Raw genomic sequence first — 26136 nt, 5'->3', positions numbered from 1 at the left:
CCAAGTTGCTCCTACCCGATCGCGACCGCGTCCAACTGTGCAGCCGTGGCCGCCCGTACGAGGGCCTGCATGACCCGCAGGTCGTCCCCCTGCTCCGGGTGCCACTGCACGCCCAGCGTGAAGCCCGGCCCCTCCACGGCCTCCACCGTCCCGTCCGGGGCGTGCGCGGAGATCCGCAGGCCCGCCCCGAGCCGGTCGACGGCCTGGTGGTGGAAGGTTGGCACCTCCACCTCGCTCTCCGGCAGCAGCCCGCCCAGCAGCGTCCCCGGCACCGGCCGCACCAGGTGCGTCCCGTACTTCCCGGGCGAGCCCCCGTGCACGTCCACCGCGACGACGTCCGGCAGGTGCTGCACGAGCGTGCCGCCGCACACCACGTTGAGCACCTGCATGCCCCGGCAGATCCCCAGCAGCGGCATGCCCGCCGCGAGGGCGCCGCGCAGCAGCGCGCTCTCCCAGGCGTCCCGTTCCGGCGAGTCCACGTCCGTGAGCGGATGGCGCGCCGCGCCGTAGTACGCCGGGTCGATGTCGGGCCCGCCGGCGATGACGAGCGCGTCGAGCCGGGCGAGGACGTCGGGTGCGCGCTCGGGGGCGGCCGGCGGGAGGAGGACGGCGATGCCGCCGGAGTCCTGGACGTAGGCGGTGTAACGCTCGGGCACGAGTGCCACCCGGCGGTCCCGCCAATCGCTCCAACTCGCGTCCACCAGATAGGTGCTGACACCGATGAAAGGCCTGCGATCCATGGCGCGCATTCTCCTCCCGTACCGTCTGATCCCTCGTCAATCACGCATATCGGCGCGCCACACCCGCCCGCCCTCTTCCGCCCCGCGAGGCACAGGCCGTACGGTTCGCTGTGACCGCCTGATCTCGAAGAGTGATCGAGGAGAGGGTTCACCATGTCCGAGACCGCCGCCGCGGGCACGCCGCCGCGGGCGCCGCTGACCCTGGACGAGCTGCGCACCCTGGTCGACACCGGCGAGGTGCACACCGTCGCGCTCGCCTTCACCGACATGCAGGGCCGCCTGCAGGGCAAACGGTTCGCCGCCCGCTTCTTCCTCGACGAGGTCGTGGAGCACGGCGCCGAGGCCTGCGACTACCTGCTGGCGGTGGACGTCGACCTGAACACCGTGGACGGCTACGCCTTCTCGTCCTGGGCGACGGGCTACGGCGACTTCGCGATGCGCCCGGACCTCGGGACGCTCCGGCTCACCCCCTGGCAGCCGGGCACCGCCCAGGTGACGGCCGACCTGGCCCGGCACGGCGGCCACCCGGTCGACGCGGCGCCGCGACAGCTGCTGCGCAAGCAGATCGCGCGGCTGGCGGAGCACGGGCTGGCCGCGGACATCGGGACGGAGCTGGAGTTCCTGGTGTTCCGGGACACCTACGAGCAGGCCTGGTTGAACGGCTACCGCGGCATGACCCCCGCGAACCTGTACAACGTCGACTACTCGATGCTGGGCACGGCCAGGGTCGAGCCGCTGCTCTCGCGGATCCGCAACGAGATGGCGGGCGCAGGCCTGGTCGTCGAGTCGGCGAAGGGCGAGTGCAACCTCGGCCAGCACGAGATCGCCTTCCGCTACGCGGACGCCCTCACCACCTGCGACCAGCACAGCGTGTACAAGACGGGCGCGAAGGAGATCGCCGCCCAGCAGGGCTGCGCGCTGACCTTCATGGCCAAGTACGACGAGCGCGAGGGCAACAGCTGCCACATCCACCTGTCGCTGCGGGACGCGGTGGGCGCGCCGGCCTTCGCGGACGGGGACGGCCGGATGACCGACACGATGCGGCACTTCCTGGCCGGGCAGCTGGTCGCGCTGCGCGAGTTCTGTCTGCTGTACGCGCCCAACATCAACTCGTACAAGCGGTACCGCCAGGGCTCGTTCGCGCCGACGGCGGTCGCCTGGGGCCGGGACAACCGCACCTGCGCGTACCGGGTGGTGGGCCACGGGCCCGGGCTGCGGATGGAGAACCGGGTGCCCGGCGGGGACGTCAACCCGTACCTCGCGGTGGCCGGGATGATCGCGGCGGGCCTGCACGGCATCCAGCAGAAGCTGGAACTGCCCGCGCCCTGCCTGGGCAACGCCTACGCCGTCGAGGAGTACACCCGGGTGCCGGGCTCGCTGCGGGAGGCCGCCGACCTGTGGGCGCAGAGCGAGCTGGCCCGGACGGCCTTCGGCGACGACGTGGTGGAGCACTACCTGAACATGGCCCGGGTCGAGCAGTGCGCGTACGACGGGGCCGTCACCGACTGGGAGCGCTACCGATCCTTCGAGCGGATGTGAGGCCATGACCGAGCCCGCCGTCCCGCCTGGGGCTTCGCGCCACCCGCTACGGCCTCTCCGGCTCCATCTGGACCCGGGACCTCGGCCGGGCGCTGCGCCTGGCCCGGGGCGCCCAGGCGGGCAACCTGTCGGTCAACTCGCATGCCTCGGTGCGCTATTGGACGCCGTTCGGGGGCTTCGGCGACTCCGGGGTGGGCCGCGAGCTGGGGCCGGACGCGCTGCGCCACTTCACCGAGACCAAGAACGTCTTCATCCACAGCGAGGAGTAGCAGCCGATGACCGAGAAGGCCGCCGAGAAGGACACGGCGAAGGGCGCCGAGAAGGACGCGGCGGTCTGCCGCAGGCTGGTCGGCCGCACCGCCGTGATCACCGGCGCGGGCAGCGGCATCGGCCTGGCCGCGGCCCGCAGGCTGGCCGCCGAGGGCGCGAAGGTGGTGTGCGCGGACGTCGACGAGCAGACCGGCCGGGCGGCAGCGAAGGAGGCCGGCGGCCTGTTCGTACACACCGACGTCACCGACCCGTACATGGTGGAGGCGCTGTTCGACGAGGCCTACGAGACGTACGGCAGCGTGGACGTGGCCTTCAACAACGCGGGCATCTCGCCGCCCGAGGACGACTCGATCCTGACCACCGGCCTGGAGGCGTGGCGCAAGGTCCAGGAGGTCAACCTGACCTCGGTCTACCTGTGCTGCAAGGCGGCGCTGCCGTACATGCGGCGGCACGGGCGCGGGTCGATCATCAACACGGCGAGCTTCGTGGCCCGGATGGGCGCGGCGACCTCGCAGATCTCGTACACCGCCTCGAAGGGCGGGGTGCTGGCGATGTCCCGCGAGCTGGGCGTGCAGTTCGCCCGGGAGGGAATCCGGGTGAACGCGCTGTCGCCGGGGCCGGTGGACACCCCACTGCTGCGCGAGCTGTTCGCCAAGGACCCGGAGCGGGCCGCCCGCCGGCTGGTGCACATCCCGCTGGGGCGGTTCGCGCGGCCGGAGGAGATCGCCGCCGCGGTGGCCTTCCTGGCGAGCGACGACTCCTCATTCATCACGGCGAGCGAGTTCCTGGTGGACGGCGGCATCGCCGGGGCGTACGTCACGCCGCTCTAGCCACCCGGGTCCGGTCACTCCGCTCTTCGGAACCGCCGGGTGCTTCTTACCGTAATCTCATGCGAAAGCACGGGAATTCGGGGTCGCGCTGATATCCCGTTTATCCGGCTGCCCTTAGATTCTCTGGTGTGAGCGAGCAGATTCCCGCCGGGTGGTACCCGGACCCGAAGGACACCAGCAGCGACCCGAGACCGCAGCGCTGGTGGGACGGCAAGGGCTGGACGGCCAGCACCCGGCCCGCACCCTCGGACGCGCCGACGCCGGAGCCCCCGGCGGCCGACGCTCCGGGGCCGGGGGCGGCCGGCGAGCCCGAGCCGGCGGCCGGCGGCCCGAAGGTGCTGGAGGGCGAGGTGCTGGAGAGCGGGACGGTCCGCTACCCGGAGCCGCCGCCCTTCGGCACCGCGTACGGCGCCGCCGTGCCGCCGCCGGCCAAGGCCCGGCGCAAGCCGTCCAAGCTGGTGATCGCGACCGCCCTGGCGGCGGTGCTCGGCCTGGGCGCCGGTTCTGGGATCACCTACCTGGCGATGGACGGCCACAACGACCGCCCGCAGCGGGTGGCCAAGCAGCAGGCCGCGCCGTGGGGCGAGAACGGCCCGTGGAACGGCTTCCCCGGCCTCGGCGGCGGAAATGGCGGCAACGGCGGTAGCGGCGGCAGTGGGGACGGCAGCAGCGGCGGTAGCGGCAGCAACGGTGGCAGCGGGAACGGCAAGGGGAAGGGCAAGGGCAACACCGGCGCCGACGGCGCGATCGACCTCGTGAACCGGATCACCCTCCCCGTCCCGGCCGGCTGGGACTCCGGCTACACCAACGACGGCTACGCGTCCCTCACCGTCGGCCAGTACACCTGCGCGGACGGCAGCAGCACCTGCACGCTCGGCGGCGTGATCACCGGCCGGATCGACGGCGGCGGCACCGACGTCCGGGCGGCGGCCAAGGCCGACATCGCCCAGGCGGCCAAGGAGTCGTACGGCGACATCACCGGGCACCAGGAGCTGAAGTCCGAGGCGGTCACGGTGGCCGGCAAGGACGGCTACCTGGTCCGCTGGAAGGTGGACGCGTCGAAGGGCAACAACGGCTACGTGCAGACCGTGGTCTTCCCGTCCGCCGACGGCAAGGCGCTGGTCTCGGTGCACTTCGGCTTCGACATCGCCGACAAGGCGCCGGACCTCGGCCTGATGGACACCATCGTCAAGGGCATCGGCGACTACAAGGGCAAGCTGCCCCCGCTCCCGTTCCCCGGCGGTGGCGCGCCCGGCGGCGGTTCGGGCGGCAGTGGTTCGGGCAGCAGCGGTTCGGGCGGCACCACCACGAGCACCTGAGCGGCGGCCCGCTCCTCACGACACGGCGGCGGCCCACCCGGAACTCCCGGGTGGGCCGCCGCCGTTCGGTCACGTTGAGCACGCGGGGAAGTGCCGGGACCGGACCGGACGGGGGTATACCGGCCCGGCCCCGCATCCGGCCCTCAGGAATCGCGTCGAACAGCCTCGACGCGACGGCGCCGGAGCACCATGCCGGCCCAGCCGACGCCGATCGCGGCGGCGCCGGCGAGCAGCAGCGGACCGGTGGCCGAGGTGCCGACGGCCGCCGAGGCGGTCGGGACCACGGCGCCGGCCGGGGAGTTGGGGTCGCCGCCGTGTCCGTGATGGGCGACCGTGGACTTCGGGGCGTCCGCCGCGATCTGCGCGTCGCTGGGCGCGGCCGGTGCCTGCGCGGCGAGCGCGGAGACCGCCTGGCCGCCGGTGGCGGAGGGCCGCCCGAAGTCGACGTCGGAGCAGCTGTAGAACGCCTCCGGGCTGTCGCTGCGCTGCCAGATCATGTAGAGCAGCTGGCGGCCGGTGCGCTGCGGCAGGGTGCCCGGGTAGGTGTAGTACCCGTTGGTGGCGGTGCGGTCGACCTGCACCTGGGCGACCGGGGTCGGGTCGAGGTCGGACCACTTCAGCGGCTGCGTGGGGTCGTAGCTCTGCTTGGTGATGTAGACGGTCTGGGTGCCGACGTGCGGCGCGGTGGTGCGGAACTGGAAGGTGAAGGCGCCCGCGCTGACGGCGGTGGCCGGCCAGTCGGTGCGCGGCCAGTCCAGGGCCTGGTACTTGTCCCGGTTGGCGGAGCAGAGCCTGCCGTCCGGGATCAGCGCCTGGTGGTTGCCGGCGGCGTTGGCGATGTTGACCTCGTTCCAGTCGTAGAGCGGCTGGGTGCCGCTCGCCGCCACGAGGTCCTTGCAGACCTGGGAGACCGGGTGCTCCGGGCCCTCGGCGTAGCAGGCCGCGACCCGGCTGACGGGGCTGGTCATCGTGCCGTGGGCACTGGCGGTGCCCGCGGTGGTCGCGGCCGCCGCGAGGACGGCGGCGCCAACTATGCCGACGGACACGGCACTTCGCTTGATGGACATGGGGTGGGGACTCCTTGGCCGTCGTTCCGGGCGAGTGTGGGGGAGCGGACACGCCTGCCCGTTCGGGGGCCGCCGGCCCGGATCGCGGACCCCTGCGCTGAGCGTATGATTGGTCTGGACCAGCTGGCAATAGCCAGGTGTGCTGCGGTTATTGACGGACTGTATGGCCAGGAACAGCGCAAAGGCCCGACGGGACGCCCGGGTCAGGCGTTCCATCGGGCCCGCTCAAGGCTCAGGAAAGGTCGCGGGTCGGATCAGAGGCTCAGGTCGTGGATCGTGTGGGCCTGGACGACCTTGCCGTGCACCGTCGCGTTCCCGCTGATCTCGTTGTGCACCGAGCCGGGTGCCTGCTCGGGTGTCTCGGGGGTGAACTCCTTCAGGATCGCCCGCAGTTGGGTGACGGCCTCCGGGTCGCGAAGTGCCCGGCGCAGCCTGCGCTCCCATTCGGCCTGCGCGCCCCGGGTGGCGGACTCGCCGTCTTCCCGAGCCTCGACGAGCTCGGTCCGGGTCTCCTCCAGTTCCTCCGCCACGTCCTCCTCCCGCCCCTGGCCGAACAGCCTGGCGAAACGCGGCTTGACCTGCGACCAGGCCTCGTTGACCATCAGTCCGAGCAGCGCGGACGCCCCCGACGCTGCCAGCTGCACGATCTCGGCTTCCATACCGCTCCTTTGTCGCTCCGCAGTGTCCGAACCACCGTAGAACACCAGGGCCCGGTCGGTCAGAGAAACGTCCTGCCCTCGCCCCGGTAGGTCGGGACGGTCCGGACGATCCGGTCGCCCTCGATCAGGTGCAACTCGGCGAAGCGCTCGCACAGTTCGCCCGCCTTGGCGTGCCGGAACCAGACCCGGTCGCCGATCAGCAGGTCGTCCGCGGCGGCGCCGAGCAGCGGGGTCTGCACCTCGCCGGCGCCCTCCATCGGGTCGTAGCGCAGCCCTTCCGGCAGGTACGGCACGGGCGAGCGGTCCGGGCCGGCCGCGCCCGACGCGGGGTAGCCGCCGCCGAGCACCGTCACCACGCCGACGCCGGGGCGGCGCACCACCGGCTGGCCGAACAGCGCGGCCGGACGGCCCCGGAACGCGCGGTAGTTGTCGAACAGCTGCGGCTGGTACAGCCCGGAGCCGGCCGCCACCTCGGTGACCGCCCGCTCCGCGGCGGTGGTCTCCACGCTGCCGGTGCCGCCGCCGTTGACGAACTCCAGCTCGGCCACCTGCCGCAGCCGCCGGACCACGGCCGCGCGCCGCTCGGCCAGCTCGGTGCGGGACTTGGCCTGCATCAGCCGGATCAGCTGGGAGCGCACCGGCCGCCCGGGCACCCGGTCGCCCACCCCGGCGACGTGCCCCTCGTACGCCATCAGGCCGACCACCCGGAAGCCCCGGCGGTGCTGGACGAGTTCGGCGAAGGCGCCGAGATCCTCGGGCGTGCGCAGCGGGGAGCGGCGGGCGCCCACCCGGACGCGTCCGCCGAGCAGGTGCAGCGCGGTGTCCAGCTCCAGGCAGACCCGCACCTCGGCGTCGCCGCCCCGGGCCTTGTCGATCAGGTCGAGCTGGGCGGGGTCGTCGAGGACGACGGTGACCTCGCAGGCAAGCTCGGGGTCGGCGGTCAGCTCGGCGAAGCCGGCCCGGTCGGCGGACGGGTAGGCGAGCAGGACGTCGCGCACGCCGGTGCGGGCCAGCCAGAGCGACTCGTCGAGGGTGTAGCTCATCACCCCGGCGAAGCCGCCCGTGGCCAGCGCCCGGTCCAGCAGGGCCCGGCAGCGCACCGACTTGCTGGCCACCCGGACCGGCTTGCCGCCCGCCCGGCGGACCAGGCCGGCGGCGTTGGCGTCGAAGGCGGCGAGGTCGACGACGGCCACCGGCCCGTCCAGGTGCGCGGTGGCCCGGTCGTACCGGGCGCGGTCGGTGACCGGGGTGGCGGCGAGGGCGGGTTCGAGCATCACCATGCGCGCAGGCTGCCACACCCGGCTACCCAGGGGTAGGCCCCGCGTGCACATTTGTGAGGCTCCCGGCGCGCGGTGGCATAGGGTCGGCCGGGTGGACCGCAAGAACATCCCGAACCCCGGCTTCTCCGGCGACGACGGCACCGCCGACCCGGCGCTGACCGCGGCGCTCGCCCGCTGGTCGCAGGACCGCACGGCCGAACCCGAGCTGCTCGCGGCGCTCCCCCCGACCCGGCTGATGGTCCCGATCGTCGCCCTCCTCGGCGAGGTCGAGGTGGACGAGCACGGGCACAAGCACGAGAAGACCAGCGACATGGCGGTCCCGGTACTGGAGGCCCCGGACGGGCGCCGCGCGCTGCCGGCCTTCACCTCGCTGGAGACGCTCGCCCGCTGGCGGGCCGATGCGCGCCCGGCGCCGGTGGCCGCCCCGCAGGCCGCGATGGTCGCCTTCTCGGAGCGGGCCGACACCCTGTTGATCGACCCGGCCGGCCCGGTGCCGTACCAGCTGAGCGGCGCCAGGCTGCGCGCCCTGGCCGAGAACCGGCCCTACCTGCCGCCGGCGCGCGACCCCGAGGTGCGCGAGGCGGTCCGGGCGCTGCTGGCGGCCGAGCCGCAGGTGGTGACCGGCCTGCTGGAGCCGTCCGAGGGCACGGACGGGGTGCTCGCGGTGGTGTTCGACCCGGCGCTGGACCAGCCGGGCGTGCAGGCGGCGGCGCAGCGGGTCGGGCAGGCCGTGGCGGGGGACCCGGTGCTGCGGGTCCGGCTCGACCGGGGCCTGGACCTGGCGGTCCTTCCGGCGACCGCGCAGCTGCCCGGCGAGCCGCTGTACCGGCGGTAGCGCAAAGGGCACCTACGAAATTTCGTAGGTGCCCTCTCGCGGAATGTCAGGCGTAGACCGGCCCGGTGAACTTCTCGCCCGGGCCCGCGCCCGGCGCGTCCGGCACGACCGAGGCCTCGCGGAAGGCCAGCTGCAGCGAGCGCAGGCCGTCGCGCAGCGGGGCGGCGTGGAAGTTGCTGATCTCCGGGGCGCCGGCGGTGACCAGCCCGGCCAGCGCGGTGATCAGCTTGCGGGCCTCGTCGAGGTCCTTGTCCTTCTCGCCGCCCTCGGCCAGGCCGCACTTGACCGCGGCGGCGCTCATCAGGTGCACCGCGACGGTGGTGATCACCTCGACGGCCGGGACCTCGGCGATGTCCCGGGTCAGGTCGTCGAAGCCGATCGCGTCGTCGTCCGCGCCGGGGGTCTGGGTGGGCTCGCTGCTCAAGGGGGGCTCGTTCCGTCGTGCCGTGCAGGTACACGTGGAGCGTACAAGGGCCTCGTAGCGCACAAACAGGCAGTGCGCCGGGGCGGAATAGCGTTCGACCCCGCGGCGCTGTATGCTTCGAGACTGACCGGCCGGGATCCCGCATGGGCGCCTGGCCAGCAAGTGGAGGCTCCACCCAGGAGGCCCGAGAGGGCAACCATGAAAGTCTCCCACCTGATCGGCCTCGCGGTCGACGGGTCCGGTCCGCGACGGGCGCCACGGCGCCGAGTCGCCGCAGCGCCCCTCACCGGGCGCCGCCCCCGGTTGTGTGGAGCCCCGCTTGTACCGAGCGGGGCTTTTTTCGTGTCGCGGTGCACGCGGTGCCGGCAGGTGCCGGGCAGCGCAGCACGAATGAAGCCCCGCCCAGTGGTCGAGTCCACTACGTGCGACCGCCGTCCGACGGCCGCATCGCAGAAGGTGCAACCGAGGAGGCCCCATCAGCACCGAGCCCCGCATCAACGACCGGATTCGCGTCCCGGAGGTGCGACTCGTCGGTCCCAGCGGCGAGCAGGTCGGCATCGTGCCGCTTGCCAAGGCGCTGGAGCTCGCACAGGAGTACGACCTCGACCTGGTCGAGGTCGCGGCGACCGCCCGGCCGCCGGTGTGCAAGCTCATGGACTACGGCAAGTTCAAGTACGAGTCGGCCATGAAGGCCCGTGAGGCGCGCAAGAACCAGGCGCACACGGTCATCAAGGAGATGAAGCTCCGGCCGAAGATCGACCCGCACGACTATGACACCAAGAAGGGTCACGTCGTCCGGTTCCTCAAGCAGGGCGACAAGGTCAAGATCACGATCATGTTCCGCGGTCGTGAGCAGTCCCGCCCCGAGCTGGGCTTCCGTCTGCTGCAGCGGCTCGCCGACGACGTCCAGGACCTGGGTTTCGTCGAGTCCTCGCCGAAGCAGGACGGCCGAAACATGATCATGGTTCTTGGCCCGCACAAGAAGAAGACCGAGGCGATGGCCGAGGCCCGCGCCCTCGCGGACGCCCGCAAGGCCGAGCGTCAGGGCCGTACCCCCGGCTCCGACGCCGCCGCGGACGACGACGCGGTGGCCGACGACCTGGTGACCGACGACCTGGTGACCGACGACGCCGAGATCGAGGCGCAGGACGCCCCGGCCGAGGCGCCGGCCGCCGAGGCCGACGCTCCGGTCGAGCAGCCGGCCGCCTCCCAGGGCGCCTGAGCCTTCACGGGCCAGGGCAGTCCGGGAGACCGGCCCCAAGGTGACAGGGCGCCCCGCCCGGTCACGCAGATCCATCCAGTTCACGCCCGCGCAGACCGCGCGGGCGTGAACGGGACCGACGAGGAGATACGGCGAAATGCCGAAGCAGAAGACGCACAGTGGCGCCAGCAAGCGCTTCAAGATCAGTGGCTCTGGCAAGGTGCTGCGCGAGCGCGCCGGCCGCCGCCACCTCCTGGAGCACAAGCCCTCGACGCTGACCCGCAAGCTGGCCGGGACGGTCGAGCTGGCCCCCGCTGACGCCAAGAAGATCAAGAAGCTTCTCGGCAAGTGATCGCCCTCCCGCCCGGCGCGAGCCGTGAGCGGGGCAGCTGATCCTTCCCGACCCATTCGAATGACGGACCGCGTGAAGTAGTCCGTGGTCCAACCCAAGGAGTAATCAAGTGGCACGCGTCAAGCGGGCAGTCAACGCCCACAAGAAGCGCCGGGTCATCCTGGAGCGCGCCAGCGGCTACCGTGGCCAGCGTTCGCGCCTGTACCGCAAGGCCAAGGAGCAGGTCACCCACTCGCTGGTCTACAACTTCAACGACCGCAAGAAGCGCAAGGGCGACTTCCGTCAGCTGTGGATCCAGCGCATCAACGCTGCGGCCCGTGCCAACGGCATCACCTACAACCGCTTCGTGCAGGGCCTGAAGGCCGCCAGCGTCGAGATCGACCGCAAGATGCTGGCCGACCTGGCCGTCAACGACCCGGGTGCGTTCGCCTCCCTGGTCGAGGTCGCTCAGAAGGCGCTGCCGGCCGACGTCAACGCCCCCAAGGCTGCCGCCGACGCCGCCTGATCTTCCGGGATCAGTTGAGCTCTGACCGGACCCGCAGGCTCTCCTGCGGGTCCGGTTCTGCATTTCCTGCCTCGAAGCCCCTGCCTCGAAGCGCAGCCTGCACCGTGAGCCACCCCGCGAGCCACCCCGCCACAGAGAACGAGACCATGCCGAGCACCGACACCCCCCTGCTCACCTCCCTGCGCTCGCCGCGCGTCGTCGCCGCCCGCCGGCTCGCCAAGCGGAACCAGCGCACCAAGGAGCGCCGCTTCCTGGCCGAGGGCCCGCAGGCCGTCCGGGAGGCCGTCGCCTTCGGCCAGCTGCCGGGCTCGGCCGAGCATGCCGTGGTCGAGGTGTACGTGACCCCGGAGGCCGCCGAGCGGCACGCCGGCATCGTCGATGCCGCGCTCGCCGAGGGGCTGCCGGTGCTCACCGCCACCGACGAGGTCATCGCCGGGATCTGCGACACGGTGACCCCGCAGGGCATCGTGGCGCTCTGCCGCTTCATCGACACGCCGTTCGCCGAGGTGCTGAAGGCCCGCCCGAAGCTGGTCGCGATCCTCGCCCACGTCCGCGACCCCGGGAACGCCGGCACCGTGCTGCGCACCGCCGACGCGGCCGGCGCGGACGCCGTGGTGCTCACCGACGCCTCCGTGGACCTGTACAACCCGAAGGCCGTCCGGGCCTCCGTGGGCAGCCTGTTCCACCTGCCGGTCGCGGTCGGCGTACCGGTCGAGGAGGCGGTCGGGCAGCTGCGCGCGGCCGGGATCCGGGTGCTCGCCGCGGACGGCGCGGGGGAGCGCGACCTGGACCAGGAGCTCGACGAGGGCACCCTCGGCGCACCCGGCGCATGGGTGTTCGGCAACGAGGCGTGGGGGCTCCCGGAAGAGACCCGCGCGCTCACCGACGAGGTCGTGCGCGTCCCGATCCACGGGCACGCCGAGAGCCTCAACCTGGCCACGGCGGCGGCCGTCTGCCTGTACGCCTCGGCCAGGGCGCAGCGCTCGCCCGGCGGCTGTCGCTCGAACGACTGACGGCGGCGGCACGATCCACCCGTCAGGCCCTACTGCCGGGGGCATGGAGGCGCTAGGGTCGCCTCGGTGGGGGGAACGGCACGGTGGGTAATCGGGGAGGACACCCATGGTCGGCAGCGGGCCAGAGCTCGACCCGGACGACCTGCCGGACGGCCTGGTGGTCGCCGACGCGCTGGGCCGGGTGGTCTGCTTCAACCGGGCCGCGGCCCGGATCACCGGCGTGCTCCGGGAGGCCGCGCTCGGCAGGGAGCTGGAGGACGTCCTCCCGCTGGAGGACCTGGACGGGCGCCGCTGGTGGCAGCTGACCGACCCGTACGGCGGCCTGGCCACCCGGACCGGCCAGCCGGAGCGCAACCTGCTGCTGCCCGGCGGCCGTGAGGTGCTGGTCTCCGCCCGGTACGTGCGGTGCGCGCCGCTGGGGCCGCTGGAGCGCCTGGTGATCGCGCTGCGCGGCACCGAGGCCCGGCGCCGCACCGAGCGCAGCCACGCCGAGCTGATCGCCACCGTCGCGCACGAGCTGCGCTCGCCGCTGACCAGCGTCAAGGGCTTCACGGCGACGCTGCTGGCCAAGTGGGAGCGGTTCACCGACGGGCAGAAGCGGCTGATGCTGGAGACCGTCGACGCCGACGCCGACCGGGTCACCCGGCTGATCGCCGAGCTGCTCGACATCTCCCGGATCGACGCAGGGCGGCTGGAGCTGCGCAAGCAGGTGGTCGACCTGGCCGCCGCGGTGCGCCGGCACGTCGAGCGCAAGGTCGCCACCGGCATCCCCGAGGAGCGCTTCGACATCCGGATCACCGAGCCGCTGACCGTCCTGTGGGCCGACCCGGACAAGGTCGACCAGGTGCTCGCCAACCTGCTGGAAAATGCGGTGCGGCACGGCGAGGGAACTGTCACGATCGAGGTGGCACCGGCCAAGGAGGTCGTCGAGGCGCCCGTCTGGGAGCGCTCCGGCACCCCGCCCCGCATCGTGGAAGGCACAGCGGTCACCGTGAGCGACGAAGGCAGCGGCATCCCCGAGGACTCGATGCCGCGCGTCTTCACCCGCTTCTGGCGCGGCTCCAAGCGCGGCGGCACGGGCCTGGGCCTCTATATCGTCAAGGGCATCGTGGAGGCCCACGGCGGCTCGATCCGCGTCGACCGCGCGCCCGGCGGCGGCGCCCGGTTCCGATTTATCCTGCCCGCCGGGATCCCCGACTTCATGCTCTAGTCAGCTTGACGAGTCGCCCCCGGACGGGCTTCGCGGCAGCCGCGCTACGCGCTGCGACTACACTCGACCTTTGGCGTTGCGCAACGCCCTGCGCGGCTGTGCCGCGGACACCTCTCCCCGTTAGCCCTCCGGTCTCCCCGTGAGCCCTCCGGTGAACGGAGAACGGGCTGCCCGTGCCCCGGCCACGCCGGGCGTGACGCGAAGGCGAGCCCACCCACCTGAGCACGGACGAGCAGGAGCACGGGAAGATAGAGATGTCGGCACCCAACAAGTCGTACGACCCGGTCGAGGTCGAGGCCCTCAAGCCCGAGGTGGTGGAGCAGGCGCGGGACGAGGCCGTCGCCGCGTTCGCCGCCGCCAGCACGCTCGACGAGCTGAAGCAGGCCAAGGTCGCCCACACCGGCGACCGCTCCGCGCTCTCCCTCGCCAACCGCGAGATCGGCGCCCTGCCCCCGCACGCCAAGGCCGCCGCCGGCAAGCTGATCGGCCAGGCCCGCGGCGCCGTCAACCAGGCCCTCGCCAAGCGGCAGGCCGAGCTGGAGGCGGAGCGCGACGCCCGCGTGCTGGTCGAGGAGGCGGTGGACGTCACGCTGCCGTACGACCGCGCCCCGCGCGGCGCCCGGCACCCGCTGACGACGCTGGCCGAGCGCATCGAGGACACCTTCGTCGCGATGGGCTACCAGGTCGCCGAGGGCCCCGAGGCCGAGGCCGAGTGGCTCAACTTCGACGCCCTCAACCTGGGCCCGGACCACCCGGCCCGCTCGATGCAGGACACCTTCTTCGTCCAGGCCCCGGACGGCTCCGCCGACTCCGGCGTGGTGCTGCGCACCCAGACCTCCCCGGTCCAGGCCCGCACCCTGCTCGACCGCGAGCCCCCCGTCTACGTCGTCTGCCCGGGCCGCGTGTACCGCACCGACGAGCTGGACGCCACCCACACCCCGGTCTTCCGCCAGGTCGAGGGCCTCGCGGTGGACGAGGGCATCACCTTCGCCGACCTCAAGGGCACCATCGAGGTGCTGGTCGAGAAGCTGATCGGCACCGGCCTCGAACTGCGCTGGCGCCCCTCCTACTTCCCGTTCACCGAGCCGAGCGCCGAGATCGACCTGCAGTGCTTCGTGTGCCGCGGCGAGAGCGTCGGCAACCCGGACCGCCCGTGCCGCACCTGCTCCTCCGAGGGCTGGATCGAGCTCGGCGGCTGCGGTGTGGTCAACCCGCGCGTGCTGGTCGCCTGCGGCGTCGACCCGAACCGCTACAGCGGGTTCGCCTTCGGCCTGGGCCTGGAGCGGATCCTGATGAATCGTCACAATGTCGCCGACATGCGCGACATGGTCGAGGGTGACGTGCGCTTCACCCTCCCGTTCGGGATGGAGATCTGATGCGCGTCCCGCTTTCCTGGCTGCGCGAGTACGTCGACCTGCCGGCCGGCGAGACCGGCCGTGACGTCGCCGAGCGCCTGGTCCGGGCCGGCCTGGAGGTCGAGACCGTCGAGCAACTCGGCGGCGACCTCAAGGGCCCGCTGGTGGTCGGCGAGGTGCTCTCCATCGAGGAGCTGACCGGCTTCAAGAAGCCGATCCGGCACTGCTTCGTCAACGTCGGCGACGCCAACGGCACTGGCGAGCCGCAGGAGATCGTCTGCGGCGCCCGCAACTTCGCGGTCGGCGACAAGGTCGTGGTCGTGCTCCCGGGCGCCGTGCTGCCCGGCCCGTTCCCGATCGCGGCCCGCCAGACCTACGGCCAGACCTCGGCCGGCATGATCTGCTCCGCCCGCGAGCTGGGCATGGGCGACACTGTGCCTGATTCTTTCGGGGGCAACGGCATCATCGTGCTCCCGCCCGAGTACGAGCCCGGCACCGACGCCGTCGAGCTGCTCCAGCTCGTCGACGAGGTGCTCGACATCGCCGTCACGCCGGACCGCGGCTACTGCCTGTCCATGCGCGGCGTCGCCCGCGAGGCCGCCGCCGCGTACGGGCTGCCGCTGGCCGACCCGGCGCTGCTCGACGTGCCGCCGGCGAACTCCTTCGGTTACCTGGTCAAGGTCAGCGACCCGGCCGGCTGCGACCGCTTCGTCGCCCGTACCGTCGTCGGCGTCGACCCGAACGCCAAGTCCCCGATCTGGCTCCAGCGCCGCCTGCAGAAGGCCGGCATCCGGCCGATCTCGCTGACCGTCGACATCACCAACTACGTGATGCTGGAGGTCGGCCAGCCGCTGCACGCCTACGACAAGCAGCGCGTCGACGGCCCGATCACGGTCCGCCGGGCGACGGAGGGCGAGACCCTCACCACCCTCGACGGCGTCCAGCGCAAGCTCGCCGCCGAGGACCTGCTGATCTGCGACAACAGCGGCCCGATCGGCCTGGCCGGCGTCATGGGCGGCGCCTCCACCGAGATCCTCGACCCGGCCGCCGGCCCGGGCACCACCGAGGTGATCATCGAGGCCGCGCACTTCGACCCGGTCGCCATCGCCCGCTCCGCCAAGCGGCACAAGCTGCCCTCCGAGGCGTCCAAGCGCTTCGAGCGCGGCGTCGACCCGGAGGCCGCCCGCGCCGCCGCGCAGCGCGCCGTCGACCTGCTGGTCCTGATCGCCGGCGGCACCGCCGAGGCCGGGGTCACCGACATCGCCGCCCCGCACCCGGTGCGCACCATCACCATCGCCGCCGACCTGCCCGACCGGGTCGCCGGCACCGCGTACGGCCGCGAGACCGTCACCCGGCGCCTGCAGGAGATCGGCTGCTCGGTCGCCGGCGCCGACGTCCTGGAGGTCACCCCGCCGACCTGGCGCCCCGACCTCACCGACCCGTACGACCTCGCCGAGGAGGTCATCCGGCTGGAGGGCTACGACAACGTCCCCGCCCGGATGCCCAACGTGCCCCCGGGTAAGGGCCTGACCGAGGCCCAGCGCACCCACCGCCGGATCGGCGTCGCGCTGGCCGGGGCCGGATACGTCGAGGTCAACAACTACCCGTTCCTCGGCGACACCGCCTTCGAGGCGCTCGGCCTGGAGACGGACGACCGCCGCCGCCGGACCGTCAAGCTGGTCAACCCGCTCAACGACGAGGAGCCGGCGCTGCGCACCACGCTGCTGCCGGGCCTGCTCGGGGCGCTGCGCCGCAACGTCGGCCGCGGCAACACCGACCTGGCGATCTTCGAGACCGGCACCGTCTTCCTGCCCAAGGACGAGCTGACCGTGGCCCCGCGTCCGGCCGTCGACCGCCGGCCGAGCGCCGAGGAGCTGGCCGCGCTGGACGCCGCGCTGCCGGACCAGCCGCGCCGGGTCGCCGTCACCCTCGCGGGCGAGCGGCTGCCGTCCGGCTGGTGGGGCAAGGGCGCCCAGGCCTCCTGGGCGGACGCCGTCGAGGCGGCCCGCACGGTGGCCCGCGCGGCCGGCATCGAGCTGACGGTCCGCCAGGGGCAGCTGGCGCCCTGGCACCCGGGCCGCTGCGCCGAGCTGGTCGTCGCCGGCACCGACCGGGTCGTCGGCCACGCCGGCGAGCTGCACCCGCGGGTCGTCAAGGCGCTCGGGCTGCCGGCCCGGAGCGCGGCGATGGAGATCGACATCGACCTGCTCACCGCCGACGGCGCCGAGAAGGTCAACGGCCCGGCCGTCTCCGGCTTCCCGGTGGCCACCCAGGACGTCGCGCTGATCGTCGACGACGCCGTCCCGGCCGCCGACGTGGAGGCCGCGCTGCGCTCCGGCGCGGGCGAACTCCTGGAGGCCATCCGGCTGTTCGACGTCTTCACCGGCGAGCAGGTCGGCGCGGGCAAGAAGTCGCTGGCCTACGCGCTGCGCTTCCGGGCCGCCGACCGCACCCTGACCGCCGACGAGGCCACCGCCGCCCGCGAGGCCGCCGTCGCCGAGGCCGTCAGCCGTACGGGAGCGGTGCTGCGCGGGGCCTGAATCCCGTAGCACCCGAGAGGGCCCCACACCTGCCACGAGGCGGGTGTGGGGCCCTCTCGCGTTATCCGGCTTGACGATTCGTCATCCCATCCTTTATCTCTTTACCTATGGAAGTAGATAAAGCCGAGGGCCAGCCCTCGCCCATCGAGTTCCGCCTGGACCCGGCCTCCGGTGTCCCGACCTACCTGCAACTCGTGCAGCAGGTCGAACAGGCCCTGCGGATGGGCTGGTTGGCGGAGGGGGACCGGCTGCCCCGAGTGCGAGAGGTGGTCGCCAGCCTGGCGATCAACCCGAACACCGTGCTGAAGGCCTACCGGGAGCTGGAGCACCGCGGGCTGGCCGTCGGCCGCCGCGGCCAGGGGACGTTCGTGCGGGGGCTGCCCGCGGGGGTGGTTCCCCTGCGGGAACGGGCCGCGCTGCGGCGGGGGTTGCTGGACTGGATGCGCTCGGCGAGGGCCGCCGGGCTGGACGAAGGGGGGATGGTCGCGGTGTTCGAGGACGCGCTGCGCGACCTGCGTGAGGGACGCGACGGGGTGGTGGCGTGATGACCACGGACACCGTGATCGACTGCGGCGGGATCGGCAAGCGCTACCGCCGCTCCTGGGCTCTGCGGGACTGCCACCTCGCCGTCCCGGCCGGGCACGTGGTGGCCCTGGTCGGCCCGAACGGCGCCGGCAAGACCACGCTGCTCAGCCTGGCCGCCGGTCTGACCCTGCCCAGCGAGGGTGCGATGACCGTCCTCGGCGACCAACTCCCCGGCTCACCGCGGGCTTTGGACCGGATCGGCTTCGTCGCCCAGAACGCCGCGCTCTACCCGGGCCTGCCCGTGCGCGACCTGCTCGCGATGGGCCGCCACCTCAACCGGCGCTGGGACGATGCCCGGGCGCGCAACCACCTGGAGGGTCTCGGCATCCCGCTGGACCGCAAGTACGGCCGGCTCTCGGGCGGCCAGCAGGCCCAGGTCTCGCTCGCCCTGGCCCTCGCCAAGCGGCCCGAACTCCTGCTCCTGGACGAGCCCTTGGCAGCGCTCGACCCGCTGGCCCGGCACGACTTCATGTCCGTGCTGCTCACCGCGGTGGCCGAGGACGGCCTCTCGGTGGTGTTCTCCTCGCACGCCGTCAACGAGCTGGAGCAGAGCTGCGACTACCTGGTGGTGCTGGCCGGCGGCCGGGTCCAGGTGGCGGGGGAGGTGGACGACCTGCTGGGCGGCCACCGGATGCTCACCGGCCCGACCACCGAGGCGGAGGCGGTCGCCGAGCGCCTGCCGGTGGTCCGCGACCGTCGGGCCGGAGCCCAGTCCCACCTGCTGGTCCGCACCGGCGGCGTGGACGCGCCGGTCTCCGGCGAGTGGCGCCAGCAGCGCATCGGCCTGGAGGAGTTGGTGCTCGCCTACCTGCGTGAACCGACCGCCTCCGCCCTGCCCGGCCCGCGCGGGGCCGTCGTCAAGAACCAGAAGGTACTGTCGTGAGCTCGACCACCCTCGCCCCGCCCCGCTCCGCCGTGCTGCGGGCCGCCGGGTTGCGCCACCGGCCCGCGCTGCTCAGCCTGCTCACGGTGATGGGCGCGGTCTCCCTCGTCCTGCTGGTGCACAGCTGGTACCTGCACAACGGCCTGGAGCGGACGGGTGCGGCCTCCTGCGACCCGGCCACCGACGTCTGCGCGGCCAAGTACAAGCAGTTCACGCGCCAGTACGGCGACGGCGTGCTGCCGCTCGAAACCGTGCTCTTCGTCCTCGGCGGCGCCTTCGGCGCGTTCCTCGGCGGCCCGCTGCTGGCCCGGGAGTTCGAACACGGCACGGTGCGCTTCGCCTGGACCCAGGGCGCCGGGCGGACCCGCTGGACGGCGGGCGGCCTGCTGGTGGGTGGCGGGGCGCTGGCCGCCGTCGCGGCACTGTTCGGCGTGCTGCTGCGCTGGTGGAGCGAGCCCCTGGCGTTCAAGGGCGGGGAGTTCAACCCGCAGCTGTTCATCCTGGCGCCGCCGGTGCTGGTCGGCCGCGTGCTGGTGGGCTTCGGGGTCGCGGCGCTGGCCGGCGCGGTGCTGCGCCGCACGGTGATAGCGGTGGGCATCGGCCTGGCGGCCTCCGTCGCGATGCCGTTCCTCGCGCAGGCCGTGCGCTCGCACTACATGACCCCGCTGGAGGACGCGATGCACTCCATGACGTCCCTGCCGCTGGACAACCGCTGGGTGCTGAGCACCTGGTTCTCCGATCCGGCCGGGACCCGGATCTCCGCGGACGACTTCTACAACCGTGGTGACACGTTCGCCCAGTGGCAGTCGATGGTGCGCGACGGGGGTTACACCGCGCACGAGGTGTACCAGCCGGCGAACCGGTTCTGGCCGTTCCAGTGGATCGAGTTCGGCTGGACGACCCTGCTCGCCGTGGCGCTGTGCGCGGCGGCGGTCTGGTGGGTGCGGCGCCGGGCCGCCTGACCTGGGCCGTTCACATCGGCTTGAAGTGAATCCGTCAGAACCCTTGCGGGGCTGGGGCTCCAGAGCGTTTGCTTCTCGTTAGGAAGGTTTCCTAACCTACGAGGAACCGGAGCAGCCCATGCGTCCTCAGCCCCGTCGTGCCCTCCTCGCGGCCCTCGCCGCCGCCCTGGTGGCCGCGCCCCTCACGGTCGCGGCCACCTCGGCCGCCCAGGCCGCGCCCGCCGCCGCGGCCTCCGTCCGGATCAAGGGCGTCGGCCTGGACGACCCGCACAAGAAGGACATCGCCATGCAGCTGGTGTCCAGCGCGGAAAACTCGTCGCTGGACTGGAAAGCCCAGTACAAGTACATCGAGGACATCGGTGACGGCCGCGGCTACACCGCCGGCATCATCGGCTTCTGTTCCGGGACCGGGGACATGCTGGACCTGGTGAAGCACTACACCGACCTCAAGCCCGGCAACGTCCTCGCCAAGTACCTGCCCGCGCTGAAGAAGGTCAACGGCAGCGACTCGCACGCCGGTCTCGGTGCCCCGTTCGTCAAGGACTGGGCCGCCGCCGCCAAGGATCCGGTCTTCCAACAGGCTCAGAACGACGAGCGCGACCGGGTGTACTTCAACCCCGCCGTCGGTCAGGCCAAGGCGGACGGGCTGCGTGCGCTCGGCCAGTTCGCCTACTACGACGCCATTGTCATGCACGGCCCCGGAAACAACTCCGACAGTTTCGGCGGCATTCGCGCCGCGGCCATGAAGAAGGCCAGGACCCCCGCCCAGGGTGGAGACGAGGCCACCTACATCAAGGCCTTCCTGGAGGCCCGCAAGGTGGTCATGAAGAAGGAGGAGGCCCACTCCGACACCAGTCGGGTCGACACCGAGCAGATGGTCTTCCTCGACGCGGGGAACTTCGACCTCAACCCGCCGCTGCGCTGGAAGGTCTACGGCGACAGCTATTCGATCGCCGGTTGAGACTCCGGTGGGCCGGGGCGGATCCCCCCGGTCCACCGCGCCCTCTTTCGCAATTAATAAGTCCTCTGAATTATCAATATTCCCCCGAATTCGATCTTCGAAAATGTGAAAGTCCTGTTCATCCCGTAACGAATCGAGCAGGGGGATAACGAAGCCTCCTCCCCGTATTGACGCATTCGCCCGGTGGCGCTTGACTCCGTCCCCTGCCGCGGCGTCGCGGCGCCGTACAGGAGGCACCACCGATCATGATCAGACCCATGCGTCTCGCGGCCACGGGCACGGCCGCCGCGTCGCTCGCACTCACCCTCGCGGCCTGCGGCCAGACCGCGGCGCCCCAGACGCCGGCGGCCGGCGGAGGCAGCGAGGGCATCGGTCTGCTACTTCCGGAGAGCACCTCCTCGACCCGCTACGACGCGTTCGACAAGCCGCTGATCACACAGACGGTGACCGGCCTCTGCACGAAGTGCACGATCAGCTACGCCAACGCGGGCGGCGACGCGACCGTCCAGAAGAAGCAGTTCGACGACATGCTCGCCAAGGGCGTGAAGGTCATCCTGCTCGACCCGGTCGACGCCAAGCTCACCGCCCCGTGGGTCGACGCCGCCAACGCCAAGGGCGTGAAGGTCGTCGCCTACGACCGGCTGGCCCAGGGCAAGGTCGCCGCCTACGTCTCCTTCGACAACCAGCAGACCGGTCAGCTCCAGGGCCAGTCCCTGCTCGACGCGCTCGGCTCGAAGGCCTCCTCGGCCAACGTCGTGATGATCAACGGCGCCGAGTCCGACCCCAACGCGGCGCAGTTCCAGGCGGGCGCGCACCAGGCGCTGGACGGCAAGGTCAAGAAGATCGCCTACGAGCAGTCCGGCGAGTGGAAGCCGGAGGTGGCCACGGCGAAGATGAACGAGGCCATCCAGAGCCTCGGGAAGGACGGCATCCAGGCCGTCTACGCCGCGAACGACGGCATGGCCGCCGCGGTCATCGACGCCCTGAAGGCCGCGGGCATCAAGAACGTGCCGGTGGGTGGCCAGGACGCCTCCATCGACGCGATCCGCCGGGTGCTGACGGGCGAGCAGGCGTACACCATCTACAAGCCGTACAAGCCCGAGACGGACGCGGCGGGCAGCATCGCCGTCCAGCTGGCCGAGGGCATGGACATCAGCACCACCGCGACCTCGGTCACCGACAGCGGCGGGCTGCACATCCCCTCGCTGCTGCTCACCCCGATCGTGGTGACCAAGCCGAAGGTGGAGGCCACGGTCGTCGGCGGCGGGCTCTACAAAGCGTCCGACATCTGCACCCAGCAGTACGCGCAGGCCTGCGCGGAGGCCGGGGTCAAGTAGCTGAAGCCGTCAGGCGCGTGAAAGGGCGCGCCCGCACCGGACCTCCGGTACGGGCGCGCCCTGCTGCGCCGGGGCTCAGGCGCTCGCGGTGTAGTCGTAGAAGCCGCGGCCGGACTTGCGGCCCAGCAGGCCCGCGTCGACCATCCGGGACAGCAGCGGAGGAGCGGCGTACAGCGGCTCCTTGTACTCGTCGTACATCGACTCGGCGATCGACACGATGGTGTCCAGGCCGATCAGGTCGCACAGCCGCAGCGGGCCCATCGGGTGGGCGCAGCCGGCCTCCATGCCCTTGTCGATGTCGGAGGCGGTGGCCACGCCCGACTCGAACATCCGCACCGCGGACAGCAGGTAGGGCACGAGCAGCGCGTTGACGACGAAGCCGGCCCGGTCGCGGGCGCGGATCGGCTCCTTGCCGAGCACCTGGGAGGCGAACGCCTCGACCCGCTCGGTGGTGACCGCCGAGGTGGTCAGGGTCGGGATGACCTCGACCAGCTTCTGCACCGGTGCCGGGTTGAAGAAGTGCAGGCCGATGACCTGCTCGGGCCGCGAGGTGGCGGCGGCCAGCTTGACGATCGGGATCGACGAGGTGTTGGAGGCGAGGATCGCGTCGCGGCGCTCGACGACCTGGTCCAGGGTCTGGAAGATCTGGACCTTGATGTCCTCGCGCTCGGCGACCGCCTCGACGACCAGGTCGCGGTCGGCGAAGTCGGACAGCTGGACGGTGAAGGAGAGCCGGGCCATCGCCTCGTCCCGCTGCTCGGGGGTCAGCTTGCCGCGCTTGACCGCCGTGTCCAGGGAGTTGGTCAGCCGGGTGCGGCCGAACTCCAGTGCCTCCCCGCTGGCCTCCGACACCAGGACGTCCAGCCCGGCCCGGGCGAAGACCTCCGCGATGCCCGACCCCATCAGGCCGCAGCCGATCACTCCGACGCGCGCGATGTCACTCACTCAGTTGCCCTTCGGTGGTGCTGGGGGTCGCCCAGCGACAGGTGGCCCAGCAAGGCGCTGGTCAACGGGCCGGTGTGCCGGAATGGGTGCACCGGTGCACCGTCCCGACGACGTTACTACTCCGTACCGGCCAGTAGGTCACCCCCTCCCCGGACGAGTGCCACCCGGGCACGGATCGCCCGAACGAGTGACGACAGTCGGACCGCCCGTGTGCCCGGGGCCGCCACCGCCCGTCGGCCGACAGAATGCCGCAGACGGGGGACGGGGACGGGGACGGGAAGGGAGCACGCAGTGCCGATGGGATCGCTCACAGGACAGGTCGCCCTGATCACCGGCGCCGGCCGCGGCATCGGCCGGGAGCTCGCCATCGGGCTGGCCGCCGAGGGCATGGCCGTCGGCCTGGTCGGCCGCACCCACGAGACGCTCACCGACACCCTGAAGGAGTGCGTGCGGCACGGCTCCCGGGGCGTCGCCGTGACGGCGGACGTCACCCGCCCCGGCTCGGTCCGCGAGGCCGTCCGGCTCGTCGAGCGCGACCTCGGCCCGATCGACCTGCTGGTCAACAACGCCGGACGGGTGGACCGCGCCGAGGTGCCGCTCTGGGAGACCGACGCCAACCAGTGGTGGCAGGTCGTCGAGACCAACCTGCGCGGCCCCTACAACCTGCTGCGCTGCGTCCTGCCCGGCATGGTGTCCCGCGAGCACGGCCGGATCATCAACCTGAACACCGGCTTCGCGCTGCGCCCGGACGGTCACTACACCGCGTACGCGACGTCCAAGGGCGCGCTGCTCCAGCTCTCCGACAACATGGCGGACTCGCTCGCTCAGCACAACGTCGTCGTGCTCGACATCAGCCCCGGCGCGGTGGCCACCGACATGACCGCCGCGATGCCGATGTTCAAGGACAGGAAGAGCTGGGGCTCCATCCCGTACATGGTCGCGGTCACCGTGGACGCCGCCCGGGGCCGCTTCGACGCCCTGCACGGACGCTTCATCCACGCCGGCCGGGACGACCTGGACGAGCTCGTCACCCGCGCGGAGGAGATCCGCGAGATGGACGCCCGCACGCTGCGCCTGCGGCCGTACAAGCCCGACGACCCGATGGCGTGACGAAACGCTGCCGAACGCCCCCGAACGCCTCCGATCGCCGACGGCCCTCGGGTGCAGAGCCGATCAAGCGCAGAGCCGATCAGGCGCAGAGCTGACTGGCGGTCACCGGCGTGAGGCCGGCCTTGGCGAGGCCGTCCAGGACGGCGGGGAGGGCGTCCACCGTGCATTGGTGGCCCATGTGCAGGGCGACCACCGAGCCGCCGCGGACCGAGCCCAGGATCCGGCGCTGGAGTTCGGCGGCGGTCGGGTCGGCGTAGTCGTGCGGGTCCACGTCGAAGGAGAGCACGTGCTCGTAGCCGACGGCCTTCGCCTGCTCGCGCACCATCGGGGTGGCGTACTGCGCGGCGGACGGGCGGAACCAGCGGCCGATCGAGCCGGTGAGCCGCTGCAGCCGGTCGGCGCACTGGGCGATCTCGGCGCGCGCCTGGTCCGGGGTCATCGCGGAGATGTTGAGGTGGTTCTGGGTGTGGTTGCCCAGCTCGTGGCCGCCGTCCAGGACCCGCCGGGCCATCTGCGGCTGCTGGTCGAGCCAGCTGCCGACGGCCATGACGGTCAGTTTGGCGCCGCGCTGCTCGGCGATCTCCAGCAGCGCGGTGGCCATCTTCGGGTCGCCGGCGCCGTGGAAGGTGAGCGCCACGTTCTTGCCGGTGCGCGGCCCGTACGCGACCTCGACCGGGGTGCTCGGCGCGAGCGGCGGCAGCACCGGCGGGGTGGGCGGCGCGGTGGTGGCGGCCCCGGTGGCGGTGGGCTGGGGCTCGGCCGGGCCGGACGGTGCGGGGGAGGCGGGGCCCTCGCCGCCGTTCCAGGCGGGGTCGGTGGTGTGCTGCGGGTCGACGGTGCCCGGGTGCACGGCGAGGCCGCCCGGGTCGGTCCGGCGGGGCGCGCCGCTTTCGCACGCCGCGAGGAACCCGCCGGCGGCGGTGAGGGCGGCCAGCTTGGCGGCGGTGCGCAGTACGGTGCGGCGGTCGGCAGTCATCGGCAGCCAGCATAGAGACGGCGGCCCGCCGCGGCGATTTGGGGCGGCCGCGGGGAGACCGACTTTTGACGTGCACACACACCGCCGTGCGAGTGGTGCGTAAACCTGAACTCGCCGTGTTTCCACGGGGTGTCGTCGGATACGATCGCCGCGCACCGCATGCGACGGGACGGCGGCCCACCGCGGCGATCATCCGGCAGTCTGCATTGGGGGCGGAACAGGATGCACGAGGAAACAGCGGCCACCGCGGCCAGGGGCACGGACTCCGACTGGGACTGGGTCGGGGCGGACGACTGGCAGCCGCCGACCGAGCTCGACACCGGGATCCCGCACACCGCCCGGATGTACGACTACTACCTGGGCGGCAAGGACAACTTCGAGGCCGACCGCAAGGCCGCCCAGGCCGCCATCGCCGCCTACCCCGCGCTCCCGCTGCTGGCCCGGACCAACCGGGAATTCCTCGGCCGCGCCGTCGAGTTCGCGGCCGGGCAGGGCATCCGGCAGTTCGTCGACATCGGCACCGGCATCCCCGCCGCGGGTTCCACCAGCGAGGTCGCCCGGCGGGTCGCCCCGGACGCCCGCGTCGTGTACGTGGACAACGACCCGATCGTCGCCACCCACGCCCGCGCCCTGCTCGCGAGCCACCCCGCCGGGCACACCTCGGTCATCGAGGCCGACCTGCGCGACCCGGCCGCCATCCTCGGCCACCCGGCCCTGCGCGCCGCCGTCGACCTGTCCGAGCCGGTCGCGCTGATGCTGGTCGCCGTCCTGCACTTCATACGCGACGAGGAGGGCGCCCAGCAGATCGTCGCCACCCTGCGCGACGCGCTCGCCCCCGGCAGCGCCCTGATCCTCTCCCACGGCAGCCCCGACTTCGCCTCCCGGCACAGCGCGGACGAGGGCGCCCGGATCTACAAGGGCGCGAGCGCCCCGCTGGTGCTGCGCCCGCGCGCCGGCGTCGAACCCTTCTTCGGCGACTTCGAGTTCACCGGCCCCGGCCTCGTCCAGCTCCCGCTCTGGCGGCCGACCGCCGGGCACGTCGCGACCACCGAACTGCCCGACGGCTGGCAGGACGTCTCCGCGTACGCGGGCGTCGCGTTCAAGAAGTAGCCCTTCGCCACGCCACTCGCTGTGCCATTCGCGGGCAGGCCCCGGCGCCTCCCTCCCGGCGCCGGGACCGGCCCGCACTGCTCCGCACACTAGACGGCAGCACTGACAACCCCTCACCGCCCTCGACG

25 protein-coding genes and 1 pseudogene are annotated in these 26136 nt (G+C 72.5%); 19 read left to right on the top strand and 7 right to left on the bottom strand.

Going from position 1 to position 26136, the window contains the following annotated elements:
- Positions 1-11: 11 nt before the first annotated feature.
- Positions 12-740, bottom strand: a complete 729-nt coding sequence (locus KV557_RS14710) for a gamma-glutamyl-gamma-aminobutyrate hydrolase family protein (RefSeq protein WP_218200344.1) — start codon at positions 738-740, stop codon at positions 12-14.
- Positions 741-893: 153 nt separating this feature from the next.
- Between KV557_RS14710 and KV557_RS14705 the strand changes: the two genes are divergently transcribed.
- The 4 genes and pseudogenes from KV557_RS14705 (at position 894) to KV557_RS42595 (ending at position 4698) form a co-directional block, all read left to right on the top strand.
- Entirely contained in the window at positions 894-2279 is a 1386-nt protein-coding gene (locus KV557_RS14705; RefSeq protein ID WP_218200343.1) for a glutamine synthetase family protein, read from the top strand.
- 38 nt (positions 2280-2317) lie between these two features.
- Positions 2318-2548: pseudogene (locus KV557_RS14700) on the top strand (aldehyde dehydrogenase family protein); the annotation flags it as partial.
- 6 nt (positions 2549-2554) lie between these two features.
- Entirely contained in the window at positions 2555-3379 is an 825-nt protein-coding gene (locus KV557_RS14695; protein ID WP_218200342.1) for a 3-oxoacyl-ACP reductase, read from the top strand.
- 128 nt (positions 3380-3507) lie between these two features.
- Positions 3508-4698: a DUF2510 domain-containing protein gene (locus KV557_RS42595; RefSeq protein WP_308129893.1), complete on the top strand. Its 1191-nt coding sequence runs from the start codon at positions 3508-3510 to the stop codon at positions 4696-4698.
- A 143-nt stretch (positions 4699-4841) separates the two neighbouring features.
- Here KV557_RS42595 and KV557_RS14685 read toward each other — a convergent pair whose 3' ends face one another.
- The 3 genes from KV557_RS14685 to KV557_RS14675 form a co-directional block, all read right to left on the bottom strand.
- The gene (locus tag KV557_RS14685; protein WP_218200341.1) at positions 4842-5765 is read right to left on the bottom strand and encodes a lytic polysaccharide monooxygenase auxiliary activity family 9 protein; all 924 of its coding nucleotides are present in this window, start codon (positions 5763-5765) and stop codon (positions 4842-4844) included.
- 254 nt (positions 5766-6019) lie between these two features.
- The gene (locus tag KV557_RS14680) at positions 6020-6424 is read right to left on the bottom strand and encodes a hypothetical protein (protein WP_218200340.1); all 405 of its coding nucleotides are present in this window, start codon (positions 6422-6424) and stop codon (positions 6020-6022) included.
- Between the two features lie 59 nt (positions 6425-6483).
- Positions 6484-7704, bottom strand: coding sequence for an alanine racemase (locus tag KV557_RS14675; RefSeq protein ID WP_256177393.1), 1221 nt, complete (start codon positions 7702-7704; stop codon positions 6484-6486).
- Between the two features lie 91 nt (positions 7705-7795).
- On the opposite strand from KV557_RS14675, the gene KV557_RS14670 reads away from it, so the two are divergent.
- Entirely contained in the window at positions 7796-8539 is a 744-nt protein-coding gene (locus KV557_RS14670) for an SseB family protein (RefSeq protein WP_218200339.1), read from the top strand.
- A gap of 46 nt (positions 8540-8585) precedes the next feature.
- On the opposite strand, the gene KV557_RS14665 is transcribed toward KV557_RS14670, so the two are convergent.
- Entirely contained in the window at positions 8586-8963 is a 378-nt protein-coding gene (locus tag KV557_RS14665) for a DUF1844 domain-containing protein (RefSeq protein ID WP_218200338.1), read from the bottom strand.
- Between the two features lie 475 nt (positions 8964-9438).
- Between KV557_RS14665 and infC the strand changes: the two genes are divergently transcribed.
- The 12 genes from infC (at position 9439) to KV557_RS14605 (ending at position 21867) form a co-directional block, all read left to right on the top strand.
- Positions 9439-10185 carry a translation initiation factor IF-3 gene (gene infC, locus KV557_RS14660; RefSeq protein ID WP_218200366.1) on the top strand — a complete coding sequence of 249 codons (747 nt, stop codon included), beginning with the start codon at positions 9439-9441 and terminating at the stop codon, positions 10183-10185.
- Between the two features lie 136 nt (positions 10186-10321).
- The gene (gene rpmI, locus KV557_RS14655) at positions 10322-10516 is read left to right on the top strand and encodes a 50S ribosomal protein L35 (RefSeq protein ID WP_030055648.1); all 195 of its coding nucleotides are present in this window, start codon (positions 10322-10324) and stop codon (positions 10514-10516) included.
- Between the two features lie 109 nt (positions 10517-10625).
- Complete coding sequence (gene rplT, locus KV557_RS14650) at positions 10626-11021, top strand: 50S ribosomal protein L20 (protein ID WP_030055649.1); 396 nt, start codon at positions 10626-10628, stop codon at positions 11019-11021.
- A 146-nt stretch (positions 11022-11167) separates the two neighbouring features.
- Complete coding sequence (locus KV557_RS14645) at positions 11168-12034, top strand: TrmH family RNA methyltransferase (RefSeq protein WP_218200337.1); 867 nt, start codon at positions 11168-11170, stop codon at positions 12032-12034.
- A 106-nt stretch (positions 12035-12140) separates the two neighbouring features.
- Positions 12141-13244, top strand: coding sequence for a sensor histidine kinase (locus tag KV557_RS14640; protein ID WP_218200336.1), 1104 nt, complete (start codon positions 12141-12143; stop codon positions 13242-13244).
- A gap of 254 nt (positions 13245-13498) precedes the next feature.
- Positions 13499-14620, top strand: a complete 1122-nt coding sequence (pheS, locus tag KV557_RS14635; RefSeq protein WP_218200335.1) for a phenylalanine--tRNA ligase subunit alpha — start codon at positions 13499-13501, stop codon at positions 14618-14620.
- Positions 14620-17139: a phenylalanine--tRNA ligase subunit beta gene (gene pheT, locus KV557_RS14630; protein ID WP_218200334.1), complete on the top strand. Its 2520-nt coding sequence runs from the start codon at positions 14620-14622 to the stop codon at positions 17137-17139. Before pheS ends, pheT begins: the two co-directional genes overlap by 1 nt.
- A 107-nt stretch (positions 17140-17246) precedes the next feature.
- The gene (locus KV557_RS14625) at positions 17247-17684 is read left to right on the top strand and encodes a GntR family transcriptional regulator (protein ID WP_218200333.1); all 438 of its coding nucleotides are present in this window, start codon (positions 17247-17249) and stop codon (positions 17682-17684) included.
- Positions 17684-18607: an ATP-binding cassette domain-containing protein gene (locus KV557_RS14620; RefSeq protein WP_218200332.1), complete on the top strand. Its 924-nt coding sequence runs from the start codon at positions 17684-17686 to the stop codon at positions 18605-18607. Before KV557_RS14625 ends, KV557_RS14620 begins: the two co-directional genes overlap by 1 nt.
- Positions 18604-19569 carry an ABC transporter permease subunit gene (locus KV557_RS14615; protein ID WP_218200331.1) on the top strand — a complete coding sequence of 322 codons (966 nt, stop codon included), beginning with the start codon at positions 18604-18606 and terminating at the stop codon, positions 19567-19569. The genes KV557_RS14620 and KV557_RS14615 overlap by 4 nt, the downstream gene beginning before the upstream one ends.
- A 118-nt stretch (positions 19570-19687) precedes the next feature.
- Positions 19688-20530: a chitosanase gene (locus tag KV557_RS14610; RefSeq protein WP_218200330.1), complete on the top strand. Its 843-nt coding sequence runs from the start codon at positions 19688-19690 to the stop codon at positions 20528-20530.
- A 257-nt stretch (positions 20531-20787) separates the two neighbouring features.
- Entirely contained in the window at positions 20788-21867 is a 1080-nt protein-coding gene (locus KV557_RS14605) for a sugar ABC transporter substrate-binding protein (RefSeq protein WP_256177392.1), read from the top strand.
- Positions 21868-21942: 75 nt separating this feature from the next.
- On the opposite strand, the gene KV557_RS14600 is transcribed toward KV557_RS14605, so the two are convergent.
- Entirely contained in the window at positions 21943-22812 is an 870-nt protein-coding gene (locus tag KV557_RS14600) for a 3-hydroxybutyryl-CoA dehydrogenase (RefSeq protein WP_218200328.1), read from the bottom strand.
- 297 nt (positions 22813-23109) lie between these two features.
- Between KV557_RS14600 and KV557_RS14595 the strand changes: the two genes are divergently transcribed.
- On the top strand, positions 23110-23922 hold the full coding sequence (locus tag KV557_RS14595; RefSeq protein WP_256177391.1) for an SDR family NAD(P)-dependent oxidoreductase: 813 nt from the start codon (positions 23110-23112) through the stop codon (positions 23920-23922).
- Positions 23923-24001: 79 nt separating this feature from the next.
- Here KV557_RS14595 and KV557_RS14590 read toward each other — a convergent pair whose 3' ends face one another.
- Positions 24002-24898 carry a polysaccharide deacetylase family protein gene (locus KV557_RS14590; protein WP_218200326.1) on the bottom strand — a complete coding sequence of 299 codons (897 nt, stop codon included), beginning with the start codon at positions 24896-24898 and terminating at the stop codon, positions 24002-24004.
- Between the two features lie 222 nt (positions 24899-25120).
- On the opposite strand from KV557_RS14590, the gene KV557_RS14585 reads away from it, so the two are divergent.
- Positions 25121-26008, top strand: a complete 888-nt coding sequence (locus tag KV557_RS14585) for an SAM-dependent methyltransferase (protein WP_218200325.1) — start codon at positions 25121-25123, stop codon at positions 26006-26008.
- The last annotated feature ends 128 nt before the right edge of the window (positions 26009-26136 follow it).

It is taken from the genome of Kitasatospora aureofaciens, assembly GCF_019192735.1.
GTDB lineage: Bacteria > Actinomycetota > Actinomycetes > Streptomycetales > Streptomycetaceae > Kitasatospora > Kitasatospora aureofaciens_A.
This window is presented reverse-complemented; position numbering and strand designations above follow the sequence as displayed.

Coding starts and splice junctions, on each gene's coding strand:
- KV557_RS14710 (WP_218200344.1), bottom strand. CDS start 740: ATGGATCGCAGGCCTTTCATCGGTGTCAGCACCTATCTGGTGGACGCG.
- KV557_RS14705 (WP_218200343.1), top strand. CDS start 894: ATGTCCGAGACCGCCGCCGCGGGCACGCCGCCGCGGGCGCCGCTGACC.
- KV557_RS14695 (WP_218200342.1), top strand. CDS start 2,555: ATGACCGAGAAGGCCGCCGAGAAGGACACGGCGAAGGGCGCCGAGAAG.
- KV557_RS14685 (WP_218200341.1), bottom strand. CDS start 5,765: ATGTCCATCAAGCGAAGTGCCGTGTCCGTCGGCATAGTTGGCGCCGCC.
- KV557_RS14680 (WP_218200340.1), bottom strand. CDS start 6,424: ATGGAAGCCGAGATCGTGCAGCTGGCAGCGTCGGGGGCGTCCGCGCTG.
- KV557_RS14675 (WP_256177393.1), bottom strand. CDS start 7,704: ATGGTGATGCTCGAACCCGCCCTCGCCGCCACCCCGGTCACCGACCGC.
- rpmI (WP_030055648.1), top strand. CDS start 10,322: ATGCCGAAGCAGAAGACGCACAGTGGCGCCAGCAAGCGCTTCAAGATC.
- KV557_RS14645 (WP_218200337.1), top strand. CDS start 11,168: ATGCCGAGCACCGACACCCCCCTGCTCACCTCCCTGCGCTCGCCGCGC.
- KV557_RS14640 (WP_218200336.1), top strand. CDS start 12,141: ATGGTCGGCAGCGGGCCAGAGCTCGACCCGGACGACCTGCCGGACGGC.
- pheS (WP_218200335.1), top strand. CDS start 13,499: ATGTCGGCACCCAACAAGTCGTACGACCCGGTCGAGGTCGAGGCCCTC.
- pheT (WP_218200334.1), top strand. CDS start 14,620: ATGCGCGTCCCGCTTTCCTGGCTGCGCGAGTACGTCGACCTGCCGGCC.
- KV557_RS14625 (WP_218200333.1), top strand. CDS start 17,247: ATGGAAGTAGATAAAGCCGAGGGCCAGCCCTCGCCCATCGAGTTCCGC.
- KV557_RS14620 (WP_218200332.1), top strand. CDS start 17,684: ATGACCACGGACACCGTGATCGACTGCGGCGGGATCGGCAAGCGCTAC.
- KV557_RS14610 (WP_218200330.1), top strand. CDS start 19,688: ATGCGTCCTCAGCCCCGTCGTGCCCTCCTCGCGGCCCTCGCCGCCGCC.
- KV557_RS14605 (WP_256177392.1), top strand. CDS start 20,788: ATGCGTCTCGCGGCCACGGGCACGGCCGCCGCGTCGCTCGCACTCACC.
- KV557_RS14595 (WP_256177391.1), top strand. CDS start 23,110: ATGGGATCGCTCACAGGACAGGTCGCCCTGATCACCGGCGCCGGCCGC.
- KV557_RS14590 (WP_218200326.1), bottom strand. CDS start 24,898: ATGACTGCCGACCGCCGCACCGTACTGCGCACCGCCGCCAAGCTGGCC.
- KV557_RS14585 (WP_218200325.1), top strand. CDS start 25,121: ATGCACGAGGAAACAGCGGCCACCGCGGCCAGGGGCACGGACTCCGAC.